The 13,399-nt window shown below is 41.2% G+C and carries 8 protein-coding genes; all 8 read right to left on the bottom strand.

All coding sequences use genetic code 11. The annotated features are described in order from the left end of the window. Window positions 1-15 precede the first annotated feature (15 nt). The 8 genes from P2E05_RS13465 to tssH all read right to left on the bottom strand — a co-directional run bounded on the left by P2E05_RS13465 (window position 16) and on the right by tssH (window position 13,384). Window positions 16-3,372: an ImcF-related family protein gene (locus P2E05_RS13465; protein WP_420794205.1), complete on the bottom strand. Its 3,357-nt coding sequence runs from the start codon at window positions 3,370-3,372 to the stop codon at window positions 16-18. A gap of 1 nt (window position 3,373) precedes the next feature. Next, window positions 3,374-4,462 carry a hypothetical protein gene (locus P2E05_RS13460; RefSeq protein ID WP_272657478.1) on the bottom strand — a complete coding sequence of 363 codons (1,089 nt, stop codon included), beginning with the start codon at window positions 4,460-4,462 and terminating at the stop codon, window positions 3,374-3,376. Window positions 4,463-4,483: 21 nt separating this feature from the next. After that, window positions 4,484-4,741 carry a PAAR domain-containing protein gene (locus tag P2E05_RS13455; protein WP_249999067.1) on the bottom strand — a complete coding sequence of 86 codons (258 nt, stop codon included), beginning with the start codon at window positions 4,739-4,741 and terminating at the stop codon, window positions 4,484-4,486. A gap of 87 nt (window positions 4,742-4,828) precedes the next feature. Then, on the bottom strand, window positions 4,829-5,125 hold the full coding sequence (locus P2E05_RS13450; RefSeq protein WP_249999065.1) for a hypothetical protein: 297 nt from the start codon (window positions 5,123-5,125) through the stop codon (window positions 4,829-4,831). A 235-nt stretch (window positions 5,126-5,360) separates the two neighbouring features. Continuing rightward, window positions 5,361-6,470 carry a T6SS immunity protein Tli4 family protein gene (locus tag P2E05_RS13445; RefSeq protein ID WP_249999063.1) on the bottom strand — a complete coding sequence of 370 codons (1,110 nt, stop codon included), beginning with the start codon at window positions 6,468-6,470 and terminating at the stop codon, window positions 5,361-5,363. After that, entirely contained in the window at window positions 6,457-8,160 is a 1,704-nt protein-coding gene (locus tag P2E05_RS13440; protein ID WP_272657476.1) for a lipase family alpha/beta hydrolase, read from the bottom strand. Before P2E05_RS13440 ends, P2E05_RS13445 begins: the two co-directional genes overlap by 14 nt. A gap of 41 nt (window positions 8,161-8,201) precedes the next feature. Further along, the gene (locus tag P2E05_RS13435; protein WP_247047297.1) at window positions 8,202-10,724 is read right to left on the bottom strand and encodes a type VI secretion system Vgr family protein; all 2,523 of its coding nucleotides are present in this window, start codon (window positions 10,722-10,724) and stop codon (window positions 8,202-8,204) included. Next, window positions 10,721-13,384, bottom strand: coding sequence for a type VI secretion system ATPase TssH (gene tssH, locus P2E05_RS13430; protein ID WP_276122823.1), 2,664 nt, complete (start codon window positions 13,382-13,384; stop codon window positions 10,721-10,723). Before tssH ends, P2E05_RS13435 begins: the two co-directional genes overlap by 4 nt. Window positions 13,385-13,399 lie beyond the last annotated feature (15 nt).

The following is a 13,399-nucleotide window of genomic DNA, read 5'->3' as shown; positions in this document are numbered from 1 at the left end:
AATTTCCTATTAGGACTAATCCAAGAAGATTTTTTCTGGCAGTACAAAGTTGCGAAGTTTTAATAATGCCAGTGGGCCTTGGCCCATTTCAGTGCGAAGTTGATAATTGAGCGTGCTACCATCAGGTGTTTTCCATGTCACAGTATAGCTACTGGTGCTTCCCGCATAGGGGGCAACATGGGCAGTTTCAAGTAAACGAATAAAACCCCATACTCCAGGGTAATCGCCATAGAGTCGTGTTCCCGTCGAAGTCGCCATCCAAGAAAGTGATGCACCGGACGCAACTGTATCGGCAGGCCACACAAAGCGTTGCCATTGCGGGAATTGGTTATCGTAGGTAAGTTTTTGCTTATCAATCACCAATATGGTTTGCATCACCTGTTTACTAGTTCCCGGACGTAGCTCAAAATAGAGGCGTGCTTCTCCATTGGCGAAGGCTACATCGCCTAATTCAGTGAGCGTGTTTAACGCTTTCAAAAATGCGGGATTAAAGTGTAGCCCTTGCGCATTAGTACTATTTGGCACCCAGTGATTCCCTTCTTTACGTAAAACGCCTTGCAAACGAGTTTCTAAGAAGCGCTGAATACGGCCACTGTCAGGGCGCAGGTATTGTGCCATCAAAGGCAAAGAAATATTACTTTGGGTCTCTTTGAGTGGGTAGCGCCCACCAAAGGCGTTATTCCATTCATTGACAATGGCATTTTTCCATTCGCTATTGATGCCTTGAGCGGTTGGTGTCAGTAATTGTTGCCAAGCTTGGGTCATAGGTTCCACTAACAGTGCATCACCAAAACTTTGCCACTCTTGTCCAAAACTGGCGGCTATCAAGCTACCCATATCTCGTGTTTCGGAAAAATCAACGCTTTTTCCTTCTAAAATGCTTTGAGCAAAGGATTGGGACATCGCTTGTGGATCGGGGGCATTGACCACTTGCTGTAGTTTTAATCGTACGCGAGTGATACGGGTTAAATAGGCTTGCAAACTGAGGTTATCGCCAGCTTGAGAGTTGGCTTGCGGCTCGACAAAGTTCAGAATGGGAGCGAAGGTGTTTTCCAATGGTCCCGTAAACTCGGCTTTTTGGCTGATTACCGGTTTTTGTTCTTTGTTGAGAAGTTCTTTAGCTGAGTTGACAAAAGAGTCAGCCAGTTTTTCTGTTTGACGCCCAGTTTTACCTTGGTAAGCAAGGGTATTCATCAGTGCAATTACGGGGGACTGGCGAACATCGCTCATTAATGAGAGTTGGTCAATGGTATCGGATAGGCTTTCGGTATGTCGCCATTGCAGACTGTTCAAAAAGTTTAACCAGCTGCTTGAAAAATCGGCAAAATAACGCTCAGTTAGCTGCTGTTTGAGAACTTCTGGGGAAACCTCTTGGCTCAGTTCGTGCTGGCTATCACTCAGTACCCAATCAATTTCATTGCGGCGCGATTCGACAGTTTTTATGATTGCTGGCTCAATGGACTCTTCCCACGCTTTGCGGGTGAAAATTCCCGGTACAAACTCTTCAGTAGTTAATAAGAAGCTAACATCGGTATCGCCAGTCATATCATTTAATGTCATATCAGGGAATTGATGTTGTGCTTGCAAAAGCACCTTTTGATATAACGAGGCACTTTCGCTACGTTGGCCGATTTGTCGAATGAGCAACGTGCGACTTTGATTGATAAGGTTATTATTAGATTTTAATTGCCACTCAGGATGTTGGAGTAGCTGCTGGGCATAGAACATTAACAACTCTTTTCCGAGTGTGTGCCATTCTCCTTCATTCATTCCTTTAGGTGCGGGAAGGTTAGTCAGAACGCTGTTGGTGAAAAAAGTCGGATCCATACGCTCTGGTGTACTCATCATTAGATAAGTTTTTAAATCTTGATACGCACTTTGAGTAGCTTGGCGACGTTCATCACTATTTGGTGATAATTGGGCATAGGCTTGTAATCGTTGCTCAAGTTGCTGGCGGATATTATCTCGCAGAGGAGGGAGTACTGTTTGCTGATACAGTGGCCATAAATGGGCTAATAGTGGCTGATTACTGTTTAGCCCAAAATGGAGCCAGAAAGGCACAGAAGTTTGTTCGCGATGATTGAGTAAACCTAGGGTTTGCTGGAAATCATATTGGGCTTTGAGGCGTTCTGTTTCAGGTAATTGGTTATTTGCGGCGACGGTGGCACTTTGATAGCTTTCTTCAATAAGTTGGCGGTTGGCAAGGTAAGAGACAATCATACCTGCGCCCCAGAGCGTCATGGCAGTGGCGGCACCGTATTGAACGATACGTTTCTTATCAACACCTAAAGAAGCGGGTTGTAAAGCTGCTGCCAGTTCAGATTGCACATTTAACCAGCTTCTCCAACGGATATCAGGATGCCAGCTATTAGGTAAACGTTGCTGATTGGCGCGGCTGATCGAAGGGCTAAATGCGATCCCCGAAAAAGGCAGTGTACGTAATTGTGTATTGAGCGGCGCTAATGCAGTGGCGAGTTGTTGGCTTCCTCCAGCTTGTAAAAATTGTGCTAAAGCAAGCAGGTATGTGTGTTTTTGTTCACGTAGTAACGCTTGAGTTCCGTTAACGATTAATGCAGGAATGAGGCTTAGCAGGCTGGGTGAAAGTGATTCAGCAGACATATTAGGCTCAGTCATACAGAGGATGGAAGGGGTTTCTGCTGCACTAAGGGATTGTTGTTGATCACTGACACTCCAAACCCAGACAGGGGCGCGCCAACCTAACGTTTGAAAGAGGTTTTGGATAGTCCGCCCCGCGTTATGAGCTGTAGCAGTATTCAGGTTGGTGAAGTTAATTTTGTTGTCTAAAAGTTGAGATGAAATGCTGTTTTCTGTCACCCAAATAACGCCATTGAGCGGGCGACGTCGACGCAGCTGTTTGAGGGTATCCAAACGCTCAGTGTCTACCGAACTACCAATATCCCCACCATAAATAAGTAAGGTACCATCACACTCTTGCCAAATTTCTTGCGTCAGGCTAGGAGCGAGTTTTTCGACCGCAGAGTGGGAGCCGAGGAGAAGGTAAATGGAGACCTTGGAATGCCAGAACGTGCCGTATTGACGACGTAGTGATTGAATAATGTCATCATACAATAGACTAAATTTTTTAGTTTCAATATTTAAATCCATCGAGCTACTTTGCGGCTTAAATTCTTTTTGTTGTTTTTTTTGTGAAAATTGATTTTTTATAGGATAAAAATAAATGCCTAATAAAGTAATTACACTAACTATAGATATTCCGATATAGAACGGCATTAAATCAAAATGTTTATATTGATAAGCCACAAACAGAACAATTGATAAAATTACAAGTAAGAGTAAAAAAATCACAAATAGTTTCCCACGAGGAAAGCTTGCGGATATTTTATTTTTCATATTAAGACCTGTGAATGTAAACTGCGTAACTGGCACCGTGAGGATTTGGATGAATGAGGACTTGGTCTGTTTCTGTTTTTGTTGATATTTCTGTTATTAATGAAAGATACGTTAAAAATGCATTAGGATGAGGCGTTGAATAAGATAATGCTAAGGAACGAATAGGGTGGTGTTTATCATATTCAATATTTCTTTCTGTATAGGTGATGAGAATCTTATCTACTATATCTTGTTTAAGATCTGTTATCCAAGTCTGAAATTTATTTTTTTTCGATATTCCACTGTAATCAATATACTTTATTATTTCATTATCTATGTTTTGGATGTCTATTTCCATTATTCGTTCTATTTTTACATTCGTATCCTTTGAACTTATGAACTGACTGTTTGTTGAAAACAGTTGAGCTGAAATAAATTCGCTATATACTGCTTGCGACTGGATCGTTATAATTAAAAAGGCCTCGTTTTGTTTGTTATCATCATAGACTGAAAAAATATCTTGATAGCGAGGTGATCGAATCGGTTTGAGCTGCCAATGTTCATAAATTAAATTTTCATTACTATTATGATTATTACTATCGTAGAGATAAATTTTTGAAAGATAACACCGATAATTAGGGCACTGTCTTTCGAGTTGTTTATCAAGGTTTGTAATGAAGTTGTTATCAAGTTGCAGAAGATTGAATAAACGACGTGGTTTATCAGGAAACATCGGAACGGCTTCTGCATCTTGAAAAAAAACGTCAGTACCATCTTTATCGGGGGTATAGATAACGTTTGCTATTGAGGTAATCGAAGATTGGCACCATATTTGCCATTCCCTTTTTGTGATTTTTTTCTCTTTTTCCCAGTTATGGCAAGTAACAACAGAATGCTGATAACGAATATACAAAAAACTTATACATGCAAAAAACAGGAGGGCGATAATGGGAAATGCAATAAATAATAATCGTGTTTTTTGCTCAGCCGGTAATGTGACACTATAAGTATAAATTGCCGCAACAATTGTCGTGAAAAAAATAAATATAATCTTATAGTTGGGTTTTTTTATCGGTGTTTTATCAGGGAGTGTAGGGATATTCCAATTCATAAATGCGATGTCCTTATCTGCTTATTCAGTATGTGTTTCAGACTCCGAGCTGATCACTCGGCACCCACAAGCACATAGGCACTGATCAACCACTATGGCAATGCCATTATCAAAAGCGGAAGCTGCCCCTTCAATAATGGGGTTATTTCCATGTTTGGGGCAGGAAACAATATCCCCGACGAGCGCAACTTGTTTTCCATTAATATACATTGTGGATGAAGCCGAAACTACATGGCCTCCATGAGTGTTTTTGTCGCCAAGACAGACAATTCCTTTCATAATAAACCAACTAGAATTAAAATTTTTTATTAATAAAATATCAAGTGACTATTATCAAATAAGATTAAGAATAGTGGCTAGATAATATTAAAGGCCCTGTTCTTTACAATCATTGTCTGACAATAATGATAATCTAACAGAAATATCTTTATCTGCAATTTCAGGTATCACTAAAGGGTGACCGTCTTTATCTAAACGGCCATAATAATCTTTATTTTCTGCGGTGATTTTATAGCATAGCCCTTCAGTAGAGCCACCAAAAGGGTTTTCTAAAGTAATATTTTTATTTCGCTCAGTGGTCATTGTTTTAGTTGCACAACCTGAAACAGTGGCGATACCGATAATTAATGAGGATAGGGTAAATAACTTTAAATAGGAGTTCATAATAGTTCCTTGAAGTAAAATAGAGAATAATGAAAGTGATTTTAATGCCTAACTATTTTCCATGTAGGGTGAAATAGTTACGATATAAATTATGTGATTTATCTTTAATAATAAATAGATTGCAAGATTACAGTTTTTTCATGATTGTATATTTTATTTAGAATATTCAAAAACATTTTAGCTTAGCAATCATCAATGATATTGACGTTTTTTCTAAATAGCATTGTTCCCAATATTAAAGTGAATTCGGTTTATACCGAAGAGAACCGACAATGCGATCCCAAATTTCGACCATTTGGGCTTGGTTATATTGGCTTTTCTTACTGGCGTTATTCATCCCAAAAGAAAGCCAAGGTTGTTGATAGGAAGCAATTGATTCATTTGCGAATAAAATAAAGTGATAAGACGGAAAAGGTTTACCTTGACCATGGAGATTTTGTTCACCTGAAATCAACCACTCTTGTGCTGGAATTTTTCCTAACAGCAATTCACCTTTCTTTATTGTGCGTTGATTAGATTTGAATAGTGCGCCATATACACCGAGACTCCTGCTTAATAACGTATCATCGGAGCCTAAAATAGTATCATCAACATCGACACCAAAGATAAGGTCATTATTCTCATATGTATATGAAATTCTATTTTTATGGGCATTATTATCATCAGCAATAAAACCATTGGGAATACAGATGCCTTTTTCCGTCGGAATAATCGTATCATTGAGGCGACCACTTAATCGTGATATTAGTGATTTCATTTGAGCGAGCCGTAAGGGCTTTGTATTTGTATCTTTCTCATTGAATCCTGAAATATTAATATATGAATATTTTTCTTCAGCATATTTCGGATCTGAGAGATCTATAATATCTGTTGTGATAATGAAAGCGATATTATCTACATAAACATGAGCTTCTAAAACTCGATATGCATCCTCAGCACCTGATTGATTTCTATCAAAAATAACACCTTTATTATCAGGAAGATAAATTATTTCTTTCACAAATGGAGCATTGTGTAATTTATTTTGAGGTTGATTGATAGCTTCATTTAGCTCTATCTCGCGTAATTCAACGCGCTGTTTAAAGGCTGGAGGGTAAATAAATTTGCTCTCTATCTTAAACTCATCAATAAAAATAAAGTCATTAAGTTGATTATTAAAGGATGCAGGAACATCTATGAGATAACGCCCAATACACTGAGGCTTGGTTTCTTCAAATAATGAATCTATCATAACTTTATCCTTTTTAGTTAGAGGAGAAGGTGAGGTATAAAGTAACCAACCGCCAATCGTGAGTAAGCAAATGATAATACCTAAAATCAATGTAAGATAATTATTGACTTTCACTTGATGGAATATCCTTAACCATTTTTGCAATTGCTCTTAGTGTAAACTTAATGGCCGGTTTATCAGAGATATTAGATAAACTAGCAACCTCATAAGCACTTTGATGCTCTACATTAGTAGCAAGAATACTTTTAATCGAGCAACTGCTTTTTATAGCATCAAACGATTCTATAGGAACAGTTCCATCACCGGGTGTTTCGGATGATGTTAATTGAAATTCTTGAAGAGGATACCCAGATTCTAGTACTCTCCTATGTTTAGTGGGAGGCGGCCTAATTCCGATGTGAGGTGAATAATTTGCAGTAGAAACTACTTGATTCCATATTAATTTCCCATCAATTTTTTCTTTGTTTCCATAGAAAACATAAGTATTAGGGTGATATTCACAAGTCGCTAATTCAGTTATAAAACTCTTAACTTGGTTTTTCATTAATAGATTGTAACGGAACCAATTACTTTCACTAGTGACTTTATCTTTATCTATGATGTCAGACTCATAGAGACGCCACCATGCATCTTTTTGCAAATAAATCTCACTAAATGGATCATGATTTTTAGGGTAAAACACATCATTATCAATTGAGAAACGTGTAATAGTTAACCATGGAGAACGATATTTTGGTGAGGGTAACAATTGTAGTGCAGATGGCGCCTGTGCTAAAACAGGCATGAGTTCTTCAGCTGTAGAACCAAGTACATGCCCGGCGGTTCCTAAAAATCCCTCACCCTCAGCACCTACTTTCATTCTACGATAGGCTGCTGGTGAACCCAAATCAGGAATAACGCCGTGTATAATCCCCAATATTTTCTCTTTCATACCTAAAACTTGAGAGGTATAACGTGCGATCAAGCCGCCCATCGAGTGAGTCACTAGAATGACTTTTTCTTGTGCGAGTCCATATCCATGTTGTTCCCTATATAGCTTTAATACATCATCGATATAGGTTTTAAGCGATTCGGCAGATATTTTATTATCTTGTAACCAGTTATAACCAAACACATGAACTGGAAATAAAAAACGTTTGAAATGGTTAAACTCATTAGATGTTAATGGTTCTTCGCTTTCTTTTTCATGGGTATCAAACTTTTTTCCAACAAGTTTGCTCACAGTGCCTGAATATTTTAGTGTTACACTTTGTATTTCAAATGTATCGGGGTCTCTATAGCTGTATTTTTTTTCATAATTAACAAGTTCCGTTTGCCAATCATCAAGTAAAGCAGCTTGAAATACGTTCAAAAAACGGCCATAACTAAATCCAAGCGCAGCACCCCAATTACGATTTTTTCGGCTAGGAAATAAGCAACCATCATCAGAAAAAGGTGTGAGTATTTCCTTTTCTATATTGCCTCTGTTATCTACAATTGTGGTATTCGGGTCAAGTGATTGTTGCCGCTGACGCCCTCCTTTAGAATGCCATTCCCAATAAACACTAGCTAATGAATCTCCTCTCCAAATTTCTTTTTTATCGGAGTTTTTGGACATCAGGTTCGTCCCCATAATTCCCGGAATAAAAATCACAGGGATCACTTTAGTTGGTGGCACAATGCATTTAGCTTCTGCATTGAGGGACTTGCGTTGAAGTTGAATATTAATCCAACTACATTTTCCATTTTCATCCCATTGAGGAAGGTGATATGAGGTATGCTGGCATTCACTGGATATTGCTGACAGGTCTAATTTATCTGTCATAAAGGCTTCTAAAAATGAAATTTCAGACTATTAGACAGCTATTATTTATCGTCAAGTTTAATGTCGAGTTGATCTAATCCTAAACCTTTACGTTCAGATAAATTTCCTTGAGCATCACTAGTACTAGTGCTCTTTGTGCCTTCAGCATAAATACCAACGGGTTTTGGTTGATGAGGGCTACCTAAATCTCCTAAATTAACCAGTTGAGGCTTAACTGCAAACTCAGAGCTTTCCCATGATTGCATTGCCTCACTGATACTTTGGCCGCCAAATTTTTGCCAAACAGCACCGCGTTCAATGATTTTATCGGGTGCGGCACATTCCACCGTACCATCTGCAATACGAATATAACCCCCACCACTAGTTAAAATAATTTCTTTTTTAGCTTTGATAATGACTTTGCCATCATGACTACTGATACTTAAATCCTTTAATGAATCTAATGACATTTCATCATGCTGTGCCTCAATAGCAATTTTTCCTTGGTTAGCAAAGATTTTTATGCCTAGTTTTTGGGCAAATAGGCTGATAATTTCACCTGCTGCAACGGTGAATTTTTTAGCAATGCTAAAATCGGCGCTTTGGCGAGCCGTATTGATGATATTTTCACCTGCCGATGTTTGAATACTTTTTGGGGTGGTATGCGCAATACCTGCTGGCGAGGAAACAAGCAGGGCAGATTGTTTAAGTTCATTGAGTGTTTCAGACAAGAGGTCTTTTTGTGCTTGTAAATCTGCAAGCTCAGCTTTTGCAACATTAGCGGCCTCTTTGAGGGATTCGGTGAGTTGTTGCGCTTGCTTTAACTGGGCTATTGCCTCTCCCATCGCCAGCACTTCACCACCGGCTTTGTCTTGTTTATCGGTGGTAATAAACAACCCTTTACCCGCGCGAATTGCGCCCCAGCTGTCGGTGCGTAGCTCAAAACCATCACCACGCTGTTCACGCTCGGCATTCACCAAATGCCCCAAATTGAGCTGGGTTTTTCCAGCATATTCGGTACTGAGCTTAATATGCTCTTGCCCGCGTTTATCCTCCATACGCAGTTTATTATTGGCAGGGGTACGGATCACATTGCGGGTGTTATTTTTATCCGTCACATGGTCAGGATGGCGGGAGTCATGGAGTGCATGAGCGATATAAGGGCGGTCAGGATCACCCTCATGGAATGCAATGGCGACTTCAGTACCTTGGATCAGCGGGAAATGCATCCCATACGTATCGCCAGCGTATGGTTTTGCTAAACGCACAGGCATACTTTCATAGCCTTTGGTTTTATCATCACGATCAGCGTCAAATTTTACCCAATAAAATCCGTGCTCATTTTGGTGGGCATAAATATCGTGGTCTTTCGCGCTGGTCACGCGTGCCATTAACGTTCCCGCAATGACTGGACGCGGTTTAAGGGCAGGGCGCCAACACAGCGACTCTGTGTAAGGTACGGCATCAAAACGTACGGTTAAGGCCTTATCTCGGCTAGCTGTAAAGCGTAATCGCGTAATTAGAATTGGCGATTTGAAGACGGTAGGCAGTGTTGAGGTAAGTGAGTTGTCTTGAATATTTAATACTAATAATGGTGTTAGGTCTGCTGCACTACTTTCTCCACGAAGCAATGTTTGCCTTGCTAAAAAACGTTCGTGGTCGAGTCTTGCCCAGAAGTTAGCGGTTTCAGTTTCAGGGTGAATTTTATCCCCACGGGTTAAGTGACGACCTTTATAGTGGTAAACATCGCCGTAGTTGGTTTTCTCTCCATCACCGTGCGTCATGTCAGCGACAGCGGAAATTAAGGTATCTTCCGCAAGCCGATGATTATAATCTTTGGCAAAAACAGTGCTTTCAACCACTTGATGACGTAAAGATAATCCCCAAACACTGTCAACATGGTTATCGCTCAGCCCAGATGGGCTATTTAATGGCAGCGTTTTGTCATACACATAGCCGCGTTGACTATCGGTAAAATGAAGTACCTCGGTTTGGGTTTCATCTTGTAAACCAAAACGATAAAAAATCCCCACTTCACTCAATAAACGTTCGATAAACTGACGGTCACTTTCATTGATTTGGTTAATTTGTTCGCGTTTAGGATACGTTTTTTCTAAATTAAACTCGAATTCCCAACCTTTAAAGTTATGTTCACGCAGAATCTGTTCAACCACATCAGGGATAGATTGATTGATAAAGAAACGGTGGCTACGAATTTGGTGACGTAATAAGGCGAAAAAAGGCTCAATCACCAGTTGATAGCGCGCTTCATCAGCAGAGCCTGAAAGGCGACGAAAATCGGTGACCACGCCATGGACGCGTTTGGCAACACTAGGTTGAGTGGCGAGTCCCATTAAGTTACTCATTGGCGCTGAAAAAGTCAGGTTGGCATTGCGGCGTAAGAATTGTTGTGCGGAAAGATCTTGGGCTGAACATGTAAATGTAATTTGATAGCGATAGGTATCGCTGGCGGCTTCACGCCCTGTAAAATGTTCAACATCTAATAATTCATTACAGCCTTGCACTTCAAGACGATAGCGATTTTGACCTTGTTGCAAGTTTTTGACTGTGTCGAGTAGGCTCATAGAGTCATCTCCTTAATATCACCAAAACTCAAGGTGATCCCTTCCTCTTCGCTGTAACCTAAGGTGAGGCTTTGAGCTTGCTGGTGGTTAGCTTGTCGCATGAGTAATTGTTGACTAAGTACTGGTAAAATTTGCTGGTTGAGTAGGCTATCAATATTGCGTGCACCGGTATCGGGTAATAAACAGGCACTCACGAGGGTGTCATATAGGGTTTCTTCCACAATGCATTCAAGTTTGTAGTGGGTATAGAGGCGTTTGATGACGCTGCCCAGTTTCATTTCGACAATTTTGTGTAGCGCCTCTGTTCCTAATGGGCGGTAAATTAGTGTTTGGAAACGGGCAAGTAAAGCGGGCTGGAAGTGGTCGCGCAAGGTTGGGCGCAGTAGTTCTTGTAGTTCCCCGTCTGTCGATTCAGGGAATTCTTCCAGTTGTTGCATCAATAAATCACTGCCTAAATTGGCGGTCATTAAAATCACGGTATTGCGAAAATCAATTTCACGACCTTCACCATCACGCATAAAGCCTCGGTCGAAGACTTGATAAAATAGATTAAGGACATCGCGATGCGCTTTTTCCACTTCATCGAGTAAGACCACACTGTAAGGACGTTTGCGTACCGCTTCAGTCAAAATACCCCCTTGACCGTAGCCCACATATCCCGGAGGGGAGCCTTTCAATTGGCTAACTGTATGAGCTTCTTGGTATTCAGACATGTTGATAGTGATAAGGGATTTTTCACCGCCGAATAACACATCTGCCAAGGCTAAGGCAGTTTCCGTTTTCCCTACACCACTTGGGCCGACCAGTAAAAATACCCCTTGCGGGCCATTTTCTGATGCGAGTCCCGTACGAGCGGCACGCAGTCGTTGTCCAAGCCCCAATAATGGGCTTTCTTGACCAACTACGCGTTTGCCCAAAGAATCTTCCAGTTCAAGTAGTTCGGTTTGCTCGTCTTTTAATAAGCTGGATAATGGCACGCCAGTCCAGTCGGCAATCACAGTGGCCACCGTTCGCACATCGACATCAGGGGTGATCAGTGGTTCGCCTTGCTGCACTTGTTCTAATTGAGATTGGATGTCACTCACATCTTGTGATTGGCGGCGCTGCTCGAGTAGTTCACTGATAAGATTTTTTTCTTTCTCGAAGCGCTGTTCCAGCTCCGTTAGTTGTATCGCTATTTGTGCATCTTGAGTGACTAATTCACTCAGAAGGGTTTGGTTAGCGGTATTGCCTATGGCGAGATCATCAAGGATCGCCTGTTGCTCCAGTTCTAATGCATTGCGCTTGGCTTTTAAACGCGTCAGCTCTTCAGGCAGCGTGTCGAGGCTCATACGAATACGCGCACTGGCTGTATCAAGTAAATCAACTGCCTTATCAGGTAGTTGACGACCGGTTAAATAGCGGCGAGATAAAGTAACAGCAGCTTTTACTGCATCATCTGTGATATGAACACCATGGTATTTAGCATAGCGTGATTTTAAGCCACGTAACATTAAGCAAGCTTTTTCATCATCTGGCTCATCGACTTTTACTACTTGGAAACGGCGTTCAAGAGCAGCATCACGCTCAAAGTATTGCTTGTATTCTGACCATGTTGTTGCAGCAATAGTGCGCAACTCACCACGAGCGAGAGCTGGTTTGAGTAAGTTTGCTGCATCGGCACCTCCTGCTTGGTTACCGGCCCCAATGATAGTGTGTGCTTCATCAATAAACAGCAAAATTGGTGTAGGGGATTGTTGTACTGCTTCAATGATATTCTTTAGGCGTTGCTCAAACTCACCTTTGACACCCGCACCTGCTTGCAGTAGACCTAAGTCTAAGGTGCGTAGCGCAGTAGTTTGTAAGCTGACAGGCACATTTCCCTCAGCGATACGTAGGGCTAAGCCTTCAACTAATGCGGTTTTTCCCACTCCAGGTTCACCCACTAAAATTGGGTTGTTTTTGCGGCGACGAGAAAGAATGTCCACCATTTGGCGAATTTCATCATCACGCCCAAACACAGGGTCAATCGCACCTTCACGGGCTTTTTCCGTGACATCGACAGTAAATTTATTCAGTACTGCAAGTAAAGCCTCATTCAGTGTATCGCCTATGGCATTCGGGGTTGTGTGGGCTTCTGTTGATGATGGCTCAAGTGGGGTTTCTCGGGATAATAATTGATTATGTGCGGCCAGTTGTTGTACGTTGGGACGCTCATCAGATTGAGCATCAAGCATGGGCCTTAAGCGTTGAAGTTGAGTTGCACTTAATGTCATTAGTGGCCATAAGTTATCGTTAGGCACCAGTGACGGTTGCTGAGTCATAGCAGACAATAAATGTACGCTGCGAATATGTTCGATATCTTCATCTAATGACGCTATTACCCATGCTTGTTGAATGAGTTTAAGTAGGGATTTCGATAAGGCAGGGCGGGTATGAATAGAACGCGGTAAGCTATCGATTTCAGTCAGTAAGTCTTGCCAAAGGGCGGAAACATCCCATTCGTAGCGACGAGCTAATACGGTGATATCACTTTCACCCATTTCCAATAATTTGAGCAACCAATGTTCAATGGTGATTTCCGCATGCGCTCGTGTCTGGCAGAGCGAAGCCGCGGCTTCTAATGCGCTGGCACAGTAAGGGTTTAGGCGACGTAATAGCATCACGGATGAATTGTCCATATTCTCTCTCTCGTA

Source organism: Providencia stuartii, from assembly GCF_029277985.1.
GTDB lineage: Bacteria > Pseudomonadota > Gammaproteobacteria > Enterobacterales > Enterobacteriaceae > Providencia > Providencia zhejiangensis.
This window is presented reverse-complemented; position numbering and strand designations above follow the sequence as displayed.

Excerpts from the sequence above, each read along its gene's own strand:
- P2E05_RS13460 (WP_272657478.1), bottom strand. The coding sequence starts at position 4,462 with ATGAATTGGAATATCCCTACACTCCCTGATAAAACACCGATAAAAAAA.
- P2E05_RS13440 (WP_272657476.1), bottom strand. The coding sequence starts at position 8,160 with ATGACAGATAAATTAGACCTGTCAGCAATATCCAGTGAATGCCAGCAT.
- tssH (WP_276122823.1), bottom strand. The coding sequence starts at position 13,384 with ATGGACAATTCATCCGTGATGCTATTACGTCGCCTAAACCCTTACTGT.
- P2E05_RS13435 (WP_247047297.1), bottom strand. The coding sequence starts at position 10,724 with ATGAGCCTACTCGACACAGTCAAAAACTTGCAACAAGGTCAAAATCGC.
- P2E05_RS13450 (WP_249999065.1), bottom strand. The coding sequence starts at position 5,125 with ATGAACTCCTATTTAAAGTTATTTACCCTATCCTCATTAATTATCGGT.
- P2E05_RS13465 (WP_420794205.1), bottom strand. The coding sequence starts at position 3,372 with ATGAAAAATAAAATATCCGCAAGCTTTCCTCGTGGGAAACTATTTGTG.
- P2E05_RS13455 (WP_249999067.1), bottom strand. The coding sequence starts at position 4,741 with ATGAAAGGAATTGTCTGTCTTGGCGACAAAAACACTCATGGAGGCCAT.